General features: G+C 68.8%; 16 protein-coding genes. 12 read left to right on the top strand and 4 right to left on the bottom strand.

Annotation, left to right across the window (positions count from 1 at the left end; genetic code table 11):
- The 5 genes from FFS72_RS26410 to FFS72_RS10615 form a co-directional block, all read left to right on the top strand.
- Window positions 1–714: hypothetical protein (locus FFS72_RS26410; RefSeq protein WP_212744347.1), on the top strand; the 714-nt coding region annotated here is incomplete at its 5' end.
- A 93-nt stretch (window positions 715–807) separates the two neighbouring features.
- On the top strand, window positions 808–1,431 hold the full coding sequence (locus tag FFS72_RS10630) for a hypothetical protein (RefSeq protein ID WP_137873910.1): 624 nt from the start codon (window positions 808–810) through the stop codon (window positions 1,429–1,431).
- A gap of 55 nt (window positions 1,432–1,486) precedes the next feature.
- Window positions 1,487–2,392: a C39 family peptidase gene (locus FFS72_RS10625; protein ID WP_212744346.1), complete on the top strand. Its 906-nt coding sequence runs from the start codon at window positions 1,487–1,489 to the stop codon at window positions 2,390–2,392.
- 95 nt (window positions 2,393–2,487) lie between these two features.
- Complete coding sequence (locus FFS72_RS10620; protein WP_137873909.1) at window positions 2,488–2,847, top strand: hypothetical protein; 360 nt, start codon at window positions 2,488–2,490, stop codon at window positions 2,845–2,847.
- Window positions 2,848–2,955: 108 nt separating this feature from the next.
- A complete protein-coding gene (locus FFS72_RS10615) occupies window positions 2,956–3,483 on the top strand; it encodes an RNA polymerase sigma factor (RefSeq protein ID WP_137873908.1) in 528 nt (175 codons plus the stop codon).
- 162 nt (window positions 3,484–3,645) lie between these two features.
- On the opposite strand, the gene FFS72_RS10610 is transcribed toward FFS72_RS10615, so the two are convergent.
- The 4 genes from FFS72_RS10610 to FFS72_RS10595 form a co-directional block, all read right to left on the bottom strand.
- Window positions 3,646–4,305 carry a DUF305 domain-containing protein gene (locus tag FFS72_RS10610; RefSeq protein ID WP_137873907.1) on the bottom strand — a complete coding sequence of 220 codons (660 nt, stop codon included), beginning with the start codon at window positions 4,303–4,305 and terminating at the stop codon, window positions 3,646–3,648.
- The gene (locus FFS72_RS10605) at window positions 4,302–5,861 is read right to left on the bottom strand and encodes an LVIVD repeat-containing protein (protein ID WP_137873906.1); all 1,560 of its coding nucleotides are present in this window, start codon (window positions 5,859–5,861) and stop codon (window positions 4,302–4,304) included. Before FFS72_RS10605 ends, FFS72_RS10610 begins: the two co-directional genes overlap by 4 nt.
- Before the next feature lie 66 nt (window positions 5,862–5,927).
- Complete coding sequence (locus tag FFS72_RS10600) at window positions 5,928–8,387, bottom strand: beta-glucosidase (protein WP_137873905.1); 2,460 nt, start codon at window positions 8,385–8,387, stop codon at window positions 5,928–5,930.
- A gap of 191 nt (window positions 8,388–8,578) precedes the next feature.
- Entirely contained in the window at window positions 8,579–9,196 is a 618-nt protein-coding gene (locus tag FFS72_RS10595; RefSeq protein ID WP_212744345.1) for a TetR/AcrR family transcriptional regulator, read from the bottom strand.
- A 116-nt stretch (window positions 9,197–9,312) separates the two neighbouring features.
- Between FFS72_RS10595 and FFS72_RS10590 the strand changes: the two genes are divergently transcribed.
- From FFS72_RS10590 to FFS72_RS10560, 7 genes are all read left to right on the top strand, one after another.
- Entirely contained in the window at window positions 9,313–10,317 is a 1,005-nt protein-coding gene (locus FFS72_RS10590) for a poly(ethylene terephthalate) hydrolase family protein (RefSeq protein ID WP_137873904.1), read from the top strand.
- Between the two features lie 137 nt (window positions 10,318–10,454).
- On the top strand, window positions 10,455–11,069 hold the full coding sequence (locus tag FFS72_RS10585) for a TetR/AcrR family transcriptional regulator (protein ID WP_249353231.1): 615 nt from the start codon (window positions 10,455–10,457) through the stop codon (window positions 11,067–11,069).
- Entirely contained in the window at window positions 11,069–12,082 is a 1,014-nt protein-coding gene (locus FFS72_RS10580; protein WP_137873903.1) for a TIGR03617 family F420-dependent LLM class oxidoreductase, read from the top strand. The genes FFS72_RS10585 and FFS72_RS10580 overlap by 1 nt, the downstream gene beginning before the upstream one ends.
- On the top strand, window positions 12,079–12,894 hold the full coding sequence (locus FFS72_RS10575) for an enoyl-CoA hydratase/isomerase family protein (protein ID WP_137873902.1): 816 nt from the start codon (window positions 12,079–12,081) through the stop codon (window positions 12,892–12,894). The genes FFS72_RS10580 and FFS72_RS10575 overlap by 4 nt, the downstream gene beginning before the upstream one ends.
- Window positions 12,891–13,823, top strand: coding sequence for an SDR family NAD(P)-dependent oxidoreductase (locus FFS72_RS10570; protein ID WP_137873901.1), 933 nt, complete (start codon window positions 12,891–12,893; stop codon window positions 13,821–13,823). Before FFS72_RS10575 ends, FFS72_RS10570 begins: the two co-directional genes overlap by 4 nt.
- Window positions 13,824–13,889: 66 nt before the next feature.
- Window positions 13,890–16,121, top strand: a complete 2,232-nt coding sequence (locus tag FFS72_RS10565; RefSeq protein ID WP_137873900.1) for an acyl-CoA dehydrogenase family protein — start codon at window positions 13,890–13,892, stop codon at window positions 16,119–16,121.
- A gap of 1 nt (window position 16,122) precedes the next feature.
- Window positions 16,123–16,980 carry an SMP-30/gluconolactonase/LRE family protein gene (locus tag FFS72_RS10560; protein ID WP_137873899.1) on the top strand — a complete coding sequence of 286 codons (858 nt, stop codon included), beginning with the start codon at window positions 16,123–16,125 and terminating at the stop codon, window positions 16,978–16,980.
- Window positions 16,981–16,982: the final 2 nt, after the last annotated feature.

Raw genomic sequence — 16,982 nt, 5'->3', positions numbered from 1 at the left:
CCGCCGCAGTGGCCCGCCTCGTTCCCCGCCACCCCCGCGACCGCGGCGAACACACGGCAGCAGGTCCCGGCCGACGGAACCCGGCCGGACGGCGGTGACACCGCGAGATCAGAGATCCCTGTGCCGCGGAAGTGGAAGCGCGGCCCGATCGTCGCAGGTGTTGCCGCCGTGGTCCTCGTCGGAGCGGTGGTCGGGGCGATTGCCCTGTCCCCGGACGACACGTCCAATGCCACAGAGGCATCCGGCGACGACACCGGTGCGACCTCGCAGACCACCACCGCGGGACCTCCTCCGGTGGGCGCAGACGCCGTCAAGGCGATCATCGAGGCGTTGCCGCAGTCGCTGGAAATGGACAGCGACTGCACCGATGCCGGTCTGAGCAGCAAGACGCCGAAGGTTCAGAAGGTCTCGTGCGAAGTCGACTCCAAGTCGTTCGCGGTGTACGAACTCAACCTCCCCGGGTATGTGACGTTCCAGGCGTCGATCGACAAGGACAACGCGAACAAGGCGATCGGGGGCTGGCGTGCCGGCAACATGGGTGGGGACCTCGTCGAGAGCAAGGACGGTACCGCCGGTGCGTACATCAAGCCCGGCAAGAACTACGTCGAGTACGTCAGCACCGTCACCGGCCTCAATCTCGGGATGACGGTCCCCGGCATCGTCGACAAGGACGTGCTGGTCAAGATCCTCGAGCGGGCCGACATGTTGGATTGATTTCGAGTCGTCGGGAACTTTCCGGGGATCCGGCAACTCCTATCTGTGAGACCAGCGGAAGCCGCCGCTGACGACGAGCAGAGGGAGCACATCATGACGAACCCGCAGCAGAGCTTCGAGGGCAGCATCGACGACGTCACCGCCGCCCCGGACGTCCCGCAGGTCGACACGGCGACCGAGTCGACCTCGCCCACCGATACCGCGCCGACCGGGGCACCGCAGCCGGAGGCCGCGTGGGTCGAGGATCCGGCGCAGCCGTACGTCTCCCCCCGTGACCTCGACGGCGACGGCAGCATCGACACCGTGCACATCGACCTCGACGGTGACGGTGTCACCGACGAGATCGCCCACGACACCAACGGGGACGGGAACATCGACGTCATCGAATCCACCACCGGCAACGGGCACTTCAACGTCATCGAACGCGACACCGATTTCGACGGCGTGACCGATCGGCTCGACACCGACACCGACCTCGACGGGCTGACCGACAACGTCGCGTTCGACCACGACGCGAACGGGACCATCGACGAGGTCGACGCCGACACCGATGGCGACGGGATCATCGACACCGTCATGCTCGACAGCAACACCGACGGGATCTTCGACTACCACGGGGTCGACACCGACGGTGACGGCGACGCCGACCACATCTACACCGATGCCGGGCAGACCGGCGACTGGAACGAAGTCCCCACTTCCGCCGACCTGATCTGATCCCGCCCCGCGCGTACGTTCCGCTCGCCACCTTTCTGCTCGAGGAGTATCCACCATGGACGACATCGCCGGTACCGCACCGGATCTCGACCCGCCCACCTTCGACATCGGGGACGACATCGACCCGTTCGCCGATGCCTCGGAGGTGCCTTCGAGCGAGCCGTGGCAACCGAACGACATGGGAACAATGCCGTCCATCCCGGACCTCATCGACGGAATCGACCTTCCCGCACCGGACCTCACCACGCCGGAGCCGGCCGCGCCCGCACTCCCCGATCCCGATCCGGCCGCTCCGGCGCCACCCGAGTCCGAGCCTGCCGAAGATCCCGCGGAGCAGCCGCCCTCGGACGGCACCTACGGCAACGCCACGGCGTGGACGACGGAGTGGTTCTACCAGGAGGTCAACGGGTACTGCGGCCCGTCGAGCGCGGCGCAGCTGATCTCCGAGTACACCGGCCTGGACATCACGAGCCCACAGCAGATGGTCGACCGCGCACTCGAACTCGGACTGTTCGTCGGCGACGACCCGTCGCAGGGCATGACCATCGGCGGCATCGAGACGCTCCTCGACGACCAGGACGTCCCCTGCCACGTCGAGTCCGGCACCCTCGACGACCTGAAGTCCAAGCTCGAGGACGGCTACGGCATCATCGCGATGGTCGACAGCGGCGAGATCTGGTATCCCGACGAGGAGATCGCCGAGGACAGCACCCCCGACCACGTCGTCGTGGTCGCGGGCATCGACGAGGCCCGCGGCGTGGTCATCCTCTCCGACCCCGGCAGCCCCACCGGCAACGGGCTCGAAGTTCCCATCGACCAGTTCATGGACTCGTGGGCCGACGGTGAGAACCAGATGATCGTCGCCGACGAACCCGACCCCGACCTCGACGCGTCCGACGACAGTGTGGCGGCGCTGCAACCGAGGCCGTGGGCGATTCTCGACCTCATCGGATTGCAGTGATCACCCTGCGCGGACAGCTCACAATGGGGTGGGACCGTTGACGAACCCGGCATATCGCACGTCACGGCTCCTCGACACGAAAGGACGGACACGGCATGGACGACGCGGAATCGACATCCTTGTGGGATGAACTCGGTGTGAGCGCCGACGAGCTCACCCCGCCGATGCCCGAGCACCTGTGGGACGCCGCGATCGCCGCCGCGATCGACCCCGACACTCCGCCGCTCGACAGCGGCCTCGTCCCGTACAGCGACGACGCCACCACCGGTGCCGACTCGGTGGCCGGCGACCTCGGCTTCCCGGACACCGACGTGCCCGGCGGATCCCACGACAACAGCGGACCGCTCGACGATGCCGGATCGTTCGACGATGACGGGGCCGATCCGGACGATTCCGGCGAGGGCTGGGGCGACGCGCACGTCGACGACATCGACCTGGGCACGGACGGGTTCTGAGGCGGCCGTGACCTCAGCGAACCGGCGTCACTCGGTGCGCGAACCGAAGGGTCGGTTACGATCCAGCCCGGCCCAGTGGAGGGCCGCACTGTTCCGGGGGGATCGACCATGACCGAAGCCGACCTGCTCGACCTGTGCCGCCAAGGCGACGCACGGGCATTCGCACAGCTCGTCGAACCACATCGCCTCAAGGTGTGGGCGGTGTGCAGCCGAATAACCAGGAACCAGCAGGACGCCGAGGACGCGTTCCAGGACACCCTCGTCGCCGCCTGGCAGAACCTGCACAAGTTCCGGGGCGACTCCCAGCTCAGCACCTGGCTACACCGCGTCGCGGCCAACGCCTCGCTCGCCGTGATCCGTCGCCGCAAGGACGTGCTCTCAGATCAGGACGATTTCCTCGACGTGGTCGACCCGGCACCGTCGGTTGCCGACCGGGTCACCACCGTCGCGGCGGTGCGGGCCGCGATCGACACCCTTCCCGACGACTTCCGCGAGGCGATCGTCCTCAGAGAAATCGCCGGGATGACCTATCAGGAGATCGCGGACCACCAGCGAATCCCCGTCCAAACGGTCCGAAGCCGCATCAGCCGGGCCCGCGCACGACTCGTCGCCGAACTCACGCCCTCGATTTCGTGACCGCTGCGCGGCGCTACGCCTCGATCGGGTCGTACCAGTCCGCGTTCGTGAGCAGCACTCGCGTGCCCAGGTCGCGATTCCATTCCGGCTCGATCATGCCCGCAAGCCGCTGTTTCCGCGGCGGTGAAGAATTCGGTGCGGCAACCCGCTGGTCGCGACCGGCTACGGGGTCGGGTGCCCGCCTCGCTGGGCGAGGAGGACACCCATCAGTCCGGCCTCTTGACTCTGGGTCGCCATCATGTCGCGAGCCGCCTGCTTGACCGGCCCACCGGTGAGCATGGCCTCGGCGGCCTGCGCCATCACGACGCCACCTTGGTGGTGCCGGTACATCAACTGGAGGAACAGCACCTCGGCGTCGCGCCCGCGAGCAGCTCCGAGGGCATCGAGTTCTGCGAGGGTCGCCATGCCGGGCATCAGTCCGGGTGGCGGGCCGGTAGCGCCCGTTGGTGCCGGATGATGGTGTGCGGCAGCGGCATCTGCTGTCATCCAGGCCATCGGCTGCCGGTTGGTGGGCGTCGCGTCGGCCAGACGCAGCCAGCCCAGGAGCATGCCAATCTCAACGGACTGGGTGTCGTGAATCTGCCGGGCCAGGGCCACGATACCGGGGTCGGCGCCTTGGTCGAGTCGCTGCACCATCTGCATGGCCTGCTGATGGTGGGCCGCCATGTCTGCGGCGAAGCCGATCTCGGTGGCGCTGAGGACCGAGTTTGCGATGGGCGGGCCCGTGGGGGCGATCAACGGCCGCAGGGCCGCGCCGATCACCAGCAGCAACGCTGCCAGCGACGCGAACGCGACCCAGCGCACGAGGGTGGATCTCGTCATGATCCGAGGGTCGACCGCTGGTTCGCCGGCGGGGTGTAGACGTCCTCGTCGAGGCGAAGGGCGAGGAAGCCGTTGTCGGAACAGGTGACCCAGAGGTCGTTGCCGCGCCACTCCGGCGGAGACATGCACCAGTCGGTGGACAGGTCACCGCCGAGGAGCATGCCCGTGCGACTGCTCTCGGCCTGCGCAGGATCGAACACCCCGCGTTCCTTGGCCCCCTGCACCGCGAGTTCGGAGAACACGGGGTATCCGAGGACCGACGCCAGTGCGTGCGGAGAGTTCCATCGTTCCAGGTTGCGCCCCTTCATCGCCGGCGGGTTGAAGTAGCCGATCTCCTTCGCCTCGAACGGATCCCGGACGTCGAACACCCGGACGCCCGAGGACGCCCAGCCGCAGGCGAGTGCCGTCGGGTCCACGGGACGATCCGCGGTGCAATAGTGCGGGTCGTAGGTGAACGCCGAACCCCCCGACGCCGACGCGATCTGACTGTCGACGTTCTCGGGAAGGTTGATCTCGAGCTTGATGCCACCCACGATCCTCGGGTTCGCATCGTCGGCGACGTCGATCAGTTTGACCCCGCCGGACGCGGCCTCGTCGACGACGAAGATGTACGGGTGACCGTCGTAGCTCACCGGGACGCTGTGCTGGGTGGCGATTCCGTCCGTCCACACCATCTGGGCCAGCACGGGCACCTGCGGATTGGGGTCGCGGCGCTGCACCGCGCTGGTGTCGAGGACGCGGAGGCCACCGGCATTGTCCGCCAGGTACATCCGGTTGCCGTCCTCCCTCATGCCGAAGCCGTGCGACGACGGGCCGGAGAGGCCCTGCCAGATCACCCGCGGGTTGACGGGGTCGGCCAGGTCGACCGCGCTGACGAGTCCGGGGACCACTCCCGAGGACCAGTAGGTCATGCCGTCAGGTGAGAACCCGCCCTCGTGGGAGGTGATGGGAAGGGGCATCTGTAGGTTGGTACCGGTTCCCGGGTTGAGCAACCGGGGGTGAGCACAGTCCGAGATGTCGTACACCGAGAGCAGGCCGGATCCCGTCATTGCGGGAACCCCGGTGCCCACCAACAGCTTCCGGCCGGAGTGAACCTTGAGGCTTTCCCAGGTACCCGCGAGCATCGCCGGCTCGGTCAGGTTGACGGTCGGAACCGGGTTGGCGGGGTCGGAGACGTCGAGGACCTGGACACCCGGTGCGGGTCCGAGCAGGTCGCCGGGGAAGATTGTGCCGAGGTAGGCGCAATGGTCGAAGCTGGCGGAGACGATGCCTGCGCCACGTCCGGCGAACCCGCCGACCCGGGAGATGTTGCAGTCGTAGCCTTCGGCGCTGCGTCCGCTGTCCCGGTCGGCCGCGGGCACGTCGCCCTGCAACCCCGTCTCCGGTCGCGATCCGGGCCCGCAGTCCGCGGGCGCCGTCACGCTCCGGCTGACCTCGTGCGACTCGATGACCACCCCCGACGGGTCGGGCTGGGACGCGGCGGCACCGACCACGGGCACCAGCAGTGCCAGGGCAGCCGCGCCCGCTGTGCCACGAACGGCAGTCGAGAACTTCATACGTCGAATCTCCCTCGAAGCGGACACCACTGTCCGGGCCAGATGGGGCGAGGTGTCGGCGCGGCGTCAGCCGACGGCCGTGATGCGCAGGGCGCGAGGACAGTTCGCGGACGAGGCACCGACCTGGAGGTCGTACGCGCCGGGGCGGTGAGCCCACTTCCTGCTCGTCTCGTCCCACGCCTCGAAGGCCCGCTGCGGCACGGTGATGCCGACCGTCGCCGTTTCGCCGGCCGCCGCCTCGACGCTCGCGAAGCCGGCCAGCGCACGGGCGGGCCGGGACGCGTCGCCGTCGACCGGGGCGAGGTAGACCTGCACGACCTCGCGTCCCGGCCGGGATCCGGTGTTGCGGACCCGGACCGTGACGGTCTCACCGTCCCACTGGGCGTCCTCGTACTCCCAGGTGGTGTAACCGAGGCCGTGCCCGAACGAGTACGCGGGCGCGACGTCGGACCGGTCCCAGGCGCGGTAGCCGATGAACAGGTCCTCGGTGTAGACGAGTTTGCCGTCGGTCGGGGTCACCTCGGTGACCGGGCAGTCCTCCAGCGTCGCGGGCCAGGTGGTGGGGAGCCGGCCGCCGGGCTCGGCGACGCCGGTGAGCACCTCCGCCAGCGCCGCGCCGGCTTCCTGCCCCGGGAACCAGCTCAGCAGCACCGCGGCGACGTCGTCGCGCCACGGCATCTCTACGGGGGCACCGGAATTGACGACCACAACGGTCCGCGGGTTTGCCGCGACGACGCGGGAGACCAGCTCGTCCTGACGGCCGGGCAGCGCGAGGGTGGTGCGGTCGAAGCCCTCGGACTCCACCTTGTCGGTGGTCGCCACGACGACGACGGCCACATCGGCCTGAGCCGCGGCGGCCTCGGCCTCGGCCATCAGCTCCTCGAGGTCACGCTGCGGCTCGAGGTGCCCCAGGCTGAAACTGACGACGGCGATGGGCGCGCCTTCCATCTTCATCGGGTCGTATCGCAGGGAGACTTCGACGGTGCGCCCCGCCTCGAGCTCGACGACAGCACGGTCCTTCGGCGAGCCGAAGAACATCTCGAACGGATCGAAGCTCTCGAGTGCCTGCTCGCCCTCGAACACCGTCTCGCCGTCGACGGCCAGGGTGAACCGGCCGATTCCCTTGGTGCCGAAGCGATGCGGGCCGGACAGTTCCGGCGTGAAGCTGCCGACGATCTCGATGGTCTGCAGTGACGGGTAGTCGATGCCCTCGGGGAGGTCGCCCATCCACATGATGTTGCCGTCCGCCAGCGGGAGCTCGCGCTGCAGCGACCCGTCGACGGTGAGGCAGCGGGCGCGCAGGGCGAACCCGCGGTCGGCGACACCCATGTCCTCGCTCAGCACCGTGCCGACGCTGTAGCTCAGCGCACCGTCGGGCAGCGCCGCCGTCAGCCCGTCGAGCGGGGAGACGACGGTTTCGGGGAAGACCATGGCGGAGCCACCGCCGAGCACGCGGGCGTCGCGAGCGGCCAGTCCGATGAGGGCGACCGTGGACTCGGCGGGTGCGATCGGCAGCGCTGCACTGCCGGCGACCTCGGTGTTGCGGGCGAGCACGAAGGAGCGCCGGGCGACCTCCCGCGCGATCTCGCGGCCATCGATCTCCGCGGGGAATTCGGTGACGGCAGCGGGTACTCCCTCGAGCAAGCCGACGCGGGCCGCGAGCAGCAGGACGTGGCGGACGGCGTCGTCGACGACGGACTCGTCGACCTCGCCACTGCGGACCGCGTTGGCGAGGAGTTCGCCGTAGACGGACACCGGACCGGGCATCGCGACGTCGAGGCCACCCATGATGGCGCCGACCGTCGAGCGGGTGCCCATCCAGTCCGAGACCACGATGCCGTCGAAGTCCCACTCGTCTCGGAGCACGCCGCGCAGCAGCTCGGCGTGCTCGCTCATCGTGGTTCCGTTGACGCTGTTGTAGGCGGACATGACGGCCCACGGGCCGGCGTCGCGCACGATCGCCTCGAACGGCGCGAGGTAGATCTCGCGCAGCGCCTCCGGGGAGACGATGTTGTCGACGAACATGCGGTCGGTTTCGGCGTCGTTGGCGACGAAGTGCTTGACGGTGGCGCCGACGCCACCGGACTGCACGCCGCGGACGAAGCCGGTACCGATGGCACCGGTGAGCAACGGATCCTCGGAGTACGCCTCGAAGTGCCTGCCGCCGACGGGCGTCCGGTGCATGTTCACGGTGGGGGCGAGCAGCAGGTGCACGCCCTTGCGACGCGCCTCCTGCGCGAGCAGGGTCCCGGCGCGAGCGATCAGCTCAGGATCCCAGGAGGCGGCCATCGCGGTGGGCGAGGGCAGCAGAACGGACGGGTCCTCCGGCCCCCAACTGGCTCCGCGCACGCCGACCGGGCCGTCGGACATCACGAGGGAACCGAGCCCGATCTCGGGGAGCGGGGGGAGCGTCCAGATGTCCTGGCCCTGGAGCAGTCGCGCCTTCGTGTCCAGGTTGAGCTTGGCAAGTGCCGATTCAACGACCTCACGCAGCGCCTCGTCGTGCATCGTGGACTCCTTCGTCATCGACGGTTCGCTTGGCATCGATCGAGGCGTCACCGGTGCGGTCAATCCTTGGCGCACTTGCCTTTCCGATGGCGAGATTACCCAACACACACACGACAGCCGACCGGTTGCGAACACGGTGGTGTCGCCAGGCTAACCGGGGACCTAACAACTCTTAAGTGTTGTTATCAAAACGTTACCTGTTGGCTCGACTACGGTTTACCGGAATCACCCTCGGGCCGGTCGACTGCGGTGAGCAGCGCGACGAAGTTGCGGAAAGCGGCGGACATGTCCACCTCGTCTGGGGCCAGCAGCCACTGAATCTGCACACCGTCGATGACGGCGATCAACAGCGGCGCCGCCTGTTCGGGAGTGAGATCGCCGGGCAGCCTGTCGCCGAATTCCGCCCTCAGCAACTCGGCGAGCCTGGCGCGCGCGGCGGCGTAGCGCTCGGTGAAGAACTCGCGTGCCGGATGCTGACCGGTCGTACTCTCGGCGGCCAGAGCAGTGAATGTCTGGACGACACCGGGTCGAGCAGCGTTGAATTCCACGACCTGCTCGAGGTGGGACAACCTGACGTCCGCCGAGGCCGCGAGCAGGGCGGCAGTGTCCCATCGGTCCCGGGCTTCGAGAACACCTATCAGCAGGTGTTCCTTGCTGGGAAAATAGTGCAGGACACCCGGCTGGGTCAGCCCGACCCGCTCCGCAACGGCGGCAAGAGTGGTGGCGCGGTATCCACTCGCCGCGATCTCGGCCATCGCGGCGTCGAGAATGGCCTCACGCCGAGCCTCCGCCCTGGCTGCACGCCCACCTCGTTGTCGCTCGGTCACGGTGCGAGCCTAACGACAGGGACACGCGATCCAGTTCTTCGACCGGTTCCACCCAAATTATAACGATAATGTAACAACCGCTAATAACGACTAGGTAGATCGCTAGCCTCGTCGCCATGAGCAGTCGCTTGAGTAGAGGCGCAGCCCTCCTCGCCGCAGCAACCCTGATCATGTTCGGGACCGGAGCCACGGCCACGGCCGGCGCGCCCGCCCCGAGCGGTCAATCGATCACTTCAGTCGAGAACACGTACTCCGAGCGGGGGCCGTGGGAAGTGACCGAGCAGCAGGGATTCGGTTGCTGCGACTCCTCCGGCCACAAGTTCGACGTCTGGTACCCCACCGATCTCGGTGCGGACGGTACCGAGCACCCGATCATCACCTGGGGTAACGGCACCTTCGCGCATCCCTTCCAGTACGACTACCTGCTCTCCCATCTGGCGTCCTGGGGTTTCGTGGTGATCGCGCCCGACAACACCAACACGGGCTCCGGCCAGGAGATGCTGCAGGCGGTGGACTTCCTCAAGGGGCAGAACGAGGACCCGTCGAGCAGCTTCTACCAGGCGCTCGACACCGACAACGTCGGCGCCATGGGCCACTCGCAGGGCGCGATCGGTACCCTCAACGCCACGATCGCCGCCGGCGGCGCCGTCAAGACCGCGGTCCCGATCGAACTGCCCGGGCAGTACATGTGCACGCTCAACATGCCGAAACCCGAGGCAGCGATGACGATCTGCACGGATCCCACGAAGCTCACCACCGGCTCCGTCCTGTATGTCAACGGGTCCGGCAGCCCCATCTCGCCGTCAACCCAGCCGCTTCCGGTCGAACAGATCGGCCCCCAGTCCGCGCAGGGCTACTTCGCCGCCACCCCGGACTCGGTCCAGAAGGCGATGGCGACGCTGAACGGCCCGAACCACAACGACATTCAGGGCCAGCCCGGCTGCCCCCCGAACGATCCGGGCTGCGTCAGCGGCGTGCAGGGCTTCCTCGGCACCCTCACCGCCTGGAACATGGACAAGCTCCAGGGCGACGAGTACGCGCACAGCACATTCGTCTCCGGGACAGGCGAACTCTTCAGCCAGCAGGCATGGAGCAATCAGGCGAGCAACATCGCCAACTGAGCCAGGGGGACCAAGGGGGGACGGGCCACGGGAGCTGCACAGCAGCTCCCGTGGCCCGCTTGCATCAGAGGTGCAACACCGCGCCCGGATCGGGCAAAACCCCTCGCCCGACTAACGTAACGATCTACCATGTAATAGTGAAACCCGAGTCCTCTCCCCGAATGGGGCGTCCCCGCGACCTCAGCAAGGACGAGGCGACCCTCGTCGCTGCCCGACGCCTCCTTGCCGAGGTGGGCTATCAGCAGACGACCGTCGCCTCGATCGCGCGTGCCGCCGGCGTGAACACCCCTGCGATCTACCGGCGGTGGCCCACGCGTGAGGCCCTGCTCGAGGAGGCCGTGCACGGGACCGGTGGCCATCCACTGCCCGACGACTCCGGTGATCTGCGATCCGACCTGGCCACGTGGGTGCGGATCTTCCTGGTTCGCGCCGCGCGTCCGGCAGCGCGGGCCGGTGTACCCGGCCTTCTCGCCGACTCGCAGACCGAAGCGGCGCGCCAGCGGTTGCTTGCCATCGGGGCTCCCGTCCGGGAAGCCTTTCAGTGCCTGCTCGACGGCGCAGTCGCCCGCGGCGAGATCGCATCGGGAGTGGACGCGATGTTTCTGTTCGATCTGCTCTCGGGTGCCACGACGATGCGCGGGCTGACGCGGGGCACCGAAGACGAGGACGAGTTCGTCGAGGCCCTCACCGGTGCCCTGTACGTCCTGGCCGCGCACGCGTCCGAGGCGGTAGACACCAGGGCGGTGCCGTAATGCAGATCGACGTTCAACTGGACTGTCGGCCGGAGGACGCCGCGGGGCGTGCGCGCGAACTGGTCGCGCTCGGCGCCGACGGACTGTTCACCTTCGAAGGGGCCCACGACGTTTTCACTCCTCTCGTCACGGCAGCTGGCGTGACCTCGGCGGACCTGATGACCAACGTCGCCATCGCGTTGCCCCGCAGCCCCCTACACCTGGCTCACATTGCCAACGACCTGCAGTCCCTGAGCCGCGGACGATTCCGGTTGGGGCTCGGCTCACAGGTGCGCCCGCACGTCGAGAAGCGTTACGGGGCACAGTGGTCCAGGCCCGCTGCCCGGATGCGGGAGTCGGTGCTGGCGATCAAGGCGATCTTCGCGGCCTGGGAAGGCCGGGCGCCGCTGAATTTCCAGGGCGAGTTCAGCACGCACACCCTGATGCCGCCCACCTTCAACCCCGGACCCAACCCGTACGGTCCGCCGGAGATCTGCCTCGGCGCCCTGGGACCCCTGATGACGCGGGCCGCGGCCGAGGTCGCGGACGGACTGCTCGTGATGCCGTTCAACAGCGTCCGGCACTTCCGTGAGCGGACCGTGCCTGCGATCGAGGAGGGCCTCGAGCGCGGCGGACGGTCGCGCGCCGACCTCGCGATCTATCCCCAGGTGATCGTGGGTGTGGGCCGCACGCCGGAGGAGCTGGCCGCGGCCGCCCGCGGCGTGCGGGGCCTGCTCGGGTTCTACGGATCCACCCCTGCGTACCGGCCGGTGCTCGAGGTGGAGGGCTGGGCGGACATGCAGCCGGAGCTCAACGTGCTGTCGAAGCGCGGCGAATTCGCCGCGATGACGGACCTGATCGACGACGACATGCTCGCCACCCTCGCGGTGCACGGCACGCCCGAACAGTGTGCGGCGCAGATCGTCGCCCGCTTCGGCGACCACGCGAACCGGGTGTGCTGCTACTTTCCCGGCTACCCGGTATCGGATGTCCATGTCGCCGAACTGATCTCGGCCGTGAAGGCGGCGTCGTGACGGGCGGGGTGCGCGTCGACGCAGAGCGCGGAGTCGCGGTGGTGACCCTCGACCGGCCAGAGCGGCGCAACGCGTTCACCAAGGACATGGGCCGGGCGCTGAGCGCGGCCTATCGGATGCTCGACGACGACGACGACGTCCGAGCCATCGTCCTCACCGGCGCTCCCCCGGCGTTCTGCGCGGGCGCCGACGTGACGGGAGGTGACGGCACCTTCGCCGCACCGGAAAACGACACGTTCACCGCGTCACCGGTCAACCCACCGGCCTTCGACCTGCGCAAGCCCGTCGTCGCCGCGGTGAACGGGCACGCAATCGGCATCGGCCTGACTCTCGCGATGCAGGCGGACATCCGGATCTTCGCCACCGACGCCAAGTACTCGATCCCGCAGGTCCGCCGCGGAGTGATCCCGGATGCCATGTCGCACTGGACCGTTCCACGCATCGCGGGGATGGCGGCGGCAGCGGACATCCTGTTGACGGGCCGCACCTTCGACGGCGCCGAGGCGGTCCGGCTGGGCCTGGCGAGCCGTTCCCTGCCGGCGGACGAGGTACTGCCTGCCGCGATGGACATCGCCCGGGACATCGCCGTGAACGTCGCGCCGATGTCGGCTGCACTGTCCAAGCGACTGCTGTGGCAGAGCATCGGCCGCAACTATTCGCCGGAGCGCGTCGCAGAACTGGAGACGGACATGCACCTACGAGTCATGGGCACCCACGACGCGGCCGAGGGGGTGCGGGCGTTCGCGGATCGACGTGAACCCCAATGGCAGTCGTCACTGTCCCGCGACTGGCAGGAGGTCGATCCGCGATGACCGCCCCGACCACCGACCACGTCCTTGCGGGCGTCGACCTGGCCGGCCGTACCGCGCTGGTCACCGGTGCGAGCCGAGGGCTCGGCGAGGAGACCGCCCGTGCGCTCGCCTCCGCGGGTGCGCAGGTCGTTCTCGCCGCGCGGGAGGTCACCCTGGCCGCCGCAGCCGCCGACCGGATCCGTGACGCGCATCCCGCCGCGAACCTGGAGACGTACGGCGTCGACCTCACCGACCTCGACAGCGTGCACTCCTTCGTGGATCGGCTCACCGAGCGGTGCCTGCCTGTGGACTTCCTGATCAACAACGCCGGGGTGATGTACCCGCCGCTGCAGCGCACCCGGGACGGTTTCGAGGCGCAGTTCGGTGTCAATCACCTCGGCCACTTCGCACTCACGACGGCGCTGCTGCCCGCGCTGACCGCCGCGGCCGACCGGTCCGGAGTCCCTGCCCGGGTGGTCACGGTGTCCTCGGATGCGCACCGCGCGCACCCCGTCGATCTGGCCGACCCGAACTTCGAGCGCCGCGGCTACGACAAGTTCGTCGCCTACGGGCAGTCGAAGGCCGCCAACGTCCTGATGACCGTCGAGCTCGAACATCGTTTCGGCAGCACTGGTGTCCATGCGTTCGCGGTGCATCCGGGGGTGTGCGCCACCGGGCTCGCCCGGCACATGTCGCGCGAGGACTTCGCCGAGATGAAACGCCTCTCGGCGGGCACGCCGAATGCTCTGACAACTCTGAAATCCGTCCCTGCCGCCGCGGCGACGTCGGTGTGGGGAGCCACGGCGCCGGAGCTCGACGCGGCAGGCGGGACGTACCTCGTGGACTGCGCTGTCGGCACGGCCGCCGACCATGCAACCGATCCCTCGACGGCGTCGACCCTGTGGGAGTTGTCCACCCGGTTGACCGCTGTCGACGCACAGCGGCTGTAGCCGCACCCGACCCCATCAGGTGTCGGCACTCCCGGCCCCGGCCGGCCGTTCCTTCGAGGAGGACTCATGGCTCTACCCATCGACGAGGATCAGCGCGCGCTCGCGGATTCCGTCGCGGCCTTCGCCCACCGAACCGCACCGGTTGCGGACACCCGTGCCCGATTTGATGCCTTGTCGTCCGGTACCGCACCGGACCCGGTGTGGGACGCGGTGCTGCGTCAGGGACTGCACGCCGTTCACCTCCCGGAGGCTGTGGGAGGTTCGGCGTGCGGGCTGCCGATGCTCGCTGTCGTCGTCGAGCAGCTGGGCAGGGCCCTTTTCCCCGGGCCCTACTTCCCCACGGTCCTCGCCGGTGCGGTCGCCTCGACCGCCACTGCCGGTGCCTCGGAACTACTCGCAGCGTTCGGCGCGGGCGCGACCGGCGCTCTCGTCACCGGGAGTCGCTTCACGGCAGAGGAAGTCGACGGAGGTTGGATTGTCGAGGGGACGTCCGATCCCACTCTCGGGCTTCCGGGTGCGGCGCGAGTGCTGGTGCGGGCTTCGCGGGAGAGCTCCGCGAGCCTGTGGTTCTGGCTCGACGACACGGATCTCGGCAGGACGACCGCGGCCGTGGCGGCCTGCAAGGCAACGGACATCACCCGATCGGTCGGCCGGCTCCATCTGACCGGACATCACGTCGCCCCCGATCGGACGCTGTCCGGACTGGACCAGGACCATGTCGACCTTGTCGTCGCGGCCCTGTTCGGCGCTGAGGCGAGCGGGATCACCACGTGGTGCCTGGAGACCGCCGTGGACTACGTGCGGGCCCGGCACCAGTTCGGTCGACCCGTTGGCAGCTTCCAGGCCGTCCAACACAAGGCGGCGCTGATGCTCGTCCGGTCCGAAGTGGCGTGTGCCGCCGCGTGGGATGCCGCTCGCGCCGTGGAAGACACTCCCGACCAACAGCGCCTGGTGGCGGCACAGGCCGCACTGACCGCGGCTCCGGCAGGTGTCGACCAGGCGCTCGACTGCATCAGCCTGCTCGGCGGTATCGGATTCACCTGGGAGCACGACGCGCACCTGTACTGGCGTCGGGCAGTCGCCGTCGCCTCGGCGGTGGGCACCGACGACACCTGGTCGACCCGGCTGGGTGAGGCGGCCATGCACATTCAGCGGGACTTCTCGTTCATCGACGAGAACACCCTGCCCGCACTGCGGGAGCGGGTCTCGACTTCACTCGACGACGTTCTCGCACTCCCCGAGGACGAGATCGCAACGGAAGGGTGGGCCCCCTCGCGTGGCGGGGCCAGGCGGGCCAGACTCGCGGCCGAGGGCCTCACCGCACCCCACTACCCGCAGCCCTACGGCCTCGACGCGGGACCGGTGGAGCAGGCCGTGATCGCGGACGAGTTCGCCCGGCGTGGGCTGGCGCGGCCGGACACGGGAATCGCGGAATGGGTGCTGCCCACCCTGATCTCGCACGGCAGCGAGGAGCAGCAGAAGCGGTTCGTGCCCGCAACCCTGCGCGGCGAACTCGTCTGGTGCCAGTTGTTCTCCGAGCCCGGCGCCGGCTCGGACCTCGCGGGCCTGTCGACCCGGGCCCGCAGGGTCGACCGGGGCTGGGTACTCACGGGACAGAAGGTGTGGAACTCGCAGGCGCGGGAGGCGGACTGGGGTGTGTGCCTCGCGCGGACCGACGCGGACGCGTCGAAACACAAGGGCCTGACCTACTTCCTGATCGACATGGCCTCGCCGGGTGTCGACGTCCGTCCGCTTCAGCAGGCCACGGGAGTGTGGGAGTTCAACGAGGTGTTCCTCGACGAGGTGTTCGTTCCGGACGACTGCGTCGTTGCCGGTCCCGGTGACGGTTGGCGTCTCGCCGTCACCACCCTGTCGAACGAACGCCTCAAGATGGGGACTGCGGGCTTCGGTCACGGCGCCGCGGACACCGTCCGGCAACTGCTCGACGGTGGAGAGTACGGCGCCACCCGCGACGAGGTCGTGCGGGTGCTCGGCCGAAACACCGGCCGTGAACTCGCCGTGTCGGCCATGAACCTGAAGTCGGTGCTCTGTCGCCTGAACGGGTTGGAGGACACGACCGGCGCGTCCACGAGTGTGCAGAAGGTGTTCCATGCGATCGCGCAGCGCGAGGGATCCCGGGCACTGGTCGCGTTGCTCGGCCCGCTCGGCTGTGTAGGAAGTCCGGACGAGCCGTACGTCCAGGACTACCTGGGTGTCCCGGCCGTGCTGATCGGCGGCGGCACCATCGAGATCCAGCTCAACGTCATCGCCCAGCGGGTGCTGGGACTGCCCCGCTGACATGGACGTCACTCTTCTCGCCGACGGCCTCGGCTTCACCGAGGGCCCGACCCTGCTGCCAGACAATCGGATCGCCGTGGTGTCCATGAGTCGTGGTTCGGTGCTCGTACTCGACCGCGACGGAACCGTCGCGGTCGAGTACCGGGTGGAAGGCGGCCCCAACGGTCTCGCCCTCGGGCCCGACGGCGCACTCTACGTCGCGCAGAACGGTGGCATCTGGGCGGCGCGGGCATCAGCCGAGCCGGGAGTTCAGGTCATCCGGAACGGGGAGGTCTCCTACCTCGCGACTGGGATGGACGCGCCGAACGACCTGACCTTCGGGCCGGACGGACGGTTGTGGGTCACCGACTCGCGGGAGGAAGTCGACTTCGCCCACCCGGAAAGCGCACTGCCCGGCAGGGTCTGGGCCGTCGATGTCGACAGCGGCGCAGCGGAGCTGATGCTCGAAGGGCCCGTCTTCGTCAACGGGATCGCGTTCGACGGCGGCCGGCTGTTCCTGACCGAGACCGTAAGCGGCCGGGTGACGGCATACGATCTCACGCCGGAACCACGCGCGACCGCGGCGCCAGTGTTCACGATCGTCGACGGGCACCCCGACGGACTCGCCATCGACGACACCGGCCGACTGTGGGTCGCCACCACCAGCGGCGACCGCATCGACGTCATTGGTTCCGGGGGTGTTCTCGAGGAGAGACACCGCCTCGAGACGGGCAGCATGCCCACCAACATCTGCTGCGGCCCAGCGGGTTCGGGAGAGTTCTACGTCGCCGCGGCCGGGGCGGGGTCCGTCCTCCGTCTCACCGGCCCGGCACCCGCGCCCTTCCCCCGGCGAACCCCGTCCAGTTCGCCGGGGGCGTGAGC

Source organism: Rhodococcus sp. Q, from assembly GCF_005503035.1.
Classification (GTDB): Bacteria; Actinomycetota; Actinomycetes; order Mycobacteriales; family Mycobacteriaceae; genus Rhodococcus_G.
This window is presented reverse-complemented; position numbering and strand designations above follow the sequence as displayed.

Excerpts from the sequence above, each read along its gene's own strand:
- FFS72_RS10560 (WP_137873899.1), top strand. The coding sequence starts at position 16,123 with ATGGACGTCACTCTTCTCGCCGACGGCCTCGGCTTCACCGAGGGCCCG.
- FFS72_RS10590 (WP_137873904.1), top strand. The coding sequence starts at position 9,313 with ATGAGCAGTCGCTTGAGTAGAGGCGCAGCCCTCCTCGCCGCAGCAACC.
- FFS72_RS10630 (WP_137873910.1), top strand. The coding sequence starts at position 808 with ATGACGAACCCGCAGCAGAGCTTCGAGGGCAGCATCGACGACGTCACC.
- FFS72_RS10610 (WP_137873907.1), bottom strand. The coding sequence starts at position 4,305 with ATGACGAGATCCACCCTCGTGCGCTGGGTCGCGTTCGCGTCGCTGGCA.
- FFS72_RS10625 (WP_212744346.1), top strand. The coding sequence starts at position 1,487 with ATGGACGACATCGCCGGTACCGCACCGGATCTCGACCCGCCCACCTTC.
- FFS72_RS10605 (WP_137873906.1), bottom strand. The coding sequence starts at position 5,861 with ATGAAGTTCTCGACTGCCGTTCGTGGCACAGCGGGCGCGGCTGCCCTG.
- FFS72_RS10620 (WP_137873909.1), top strand. The coding sequence starts at position 2,488 with ATGGACGACGCGGAATCGACATCCTTGTGGGATGAACTCGGTGTGAGC.
- FFS72_RS10580 (WP_137873903.1), top strand. The coding sequence starts at position 11,069 with ATGCAGATCGACGTTCAACTGGACTGTCGGCCGGAGGACGCCGCGGGG.
- FFS72_RS10615 (WP_137873908.1), top strand. The coding sequence starts at position 2,956 with ATGACCGAAGCCGACCTGCTCGACCTGTGCCGCCAAGGCGACGCACGG.
- FFS72_RS10570 (WP_137873901.1), top strand. The coding sequence starts at position 12,891 with ATGACCGCCCCGACCACCGACCACGTCCTTGCGGGCGTCGACCTGGCC.
- FFS72_RS10565 (WP_137873900.1), top strand. The coding sequence starts at position 13,890 with ATGGCTCTACCCATCGACGAGGATCAGCGCGCGCTCGCGGATTCCGTC.
- FFS72_RS10600 (WP_137873905.1), bottom strand. The coding sequence starts at position 8,387 with ATGACGAAGGAGTCCACGATGCACGACGAGGCGCTGCGTGAGGTCGTT.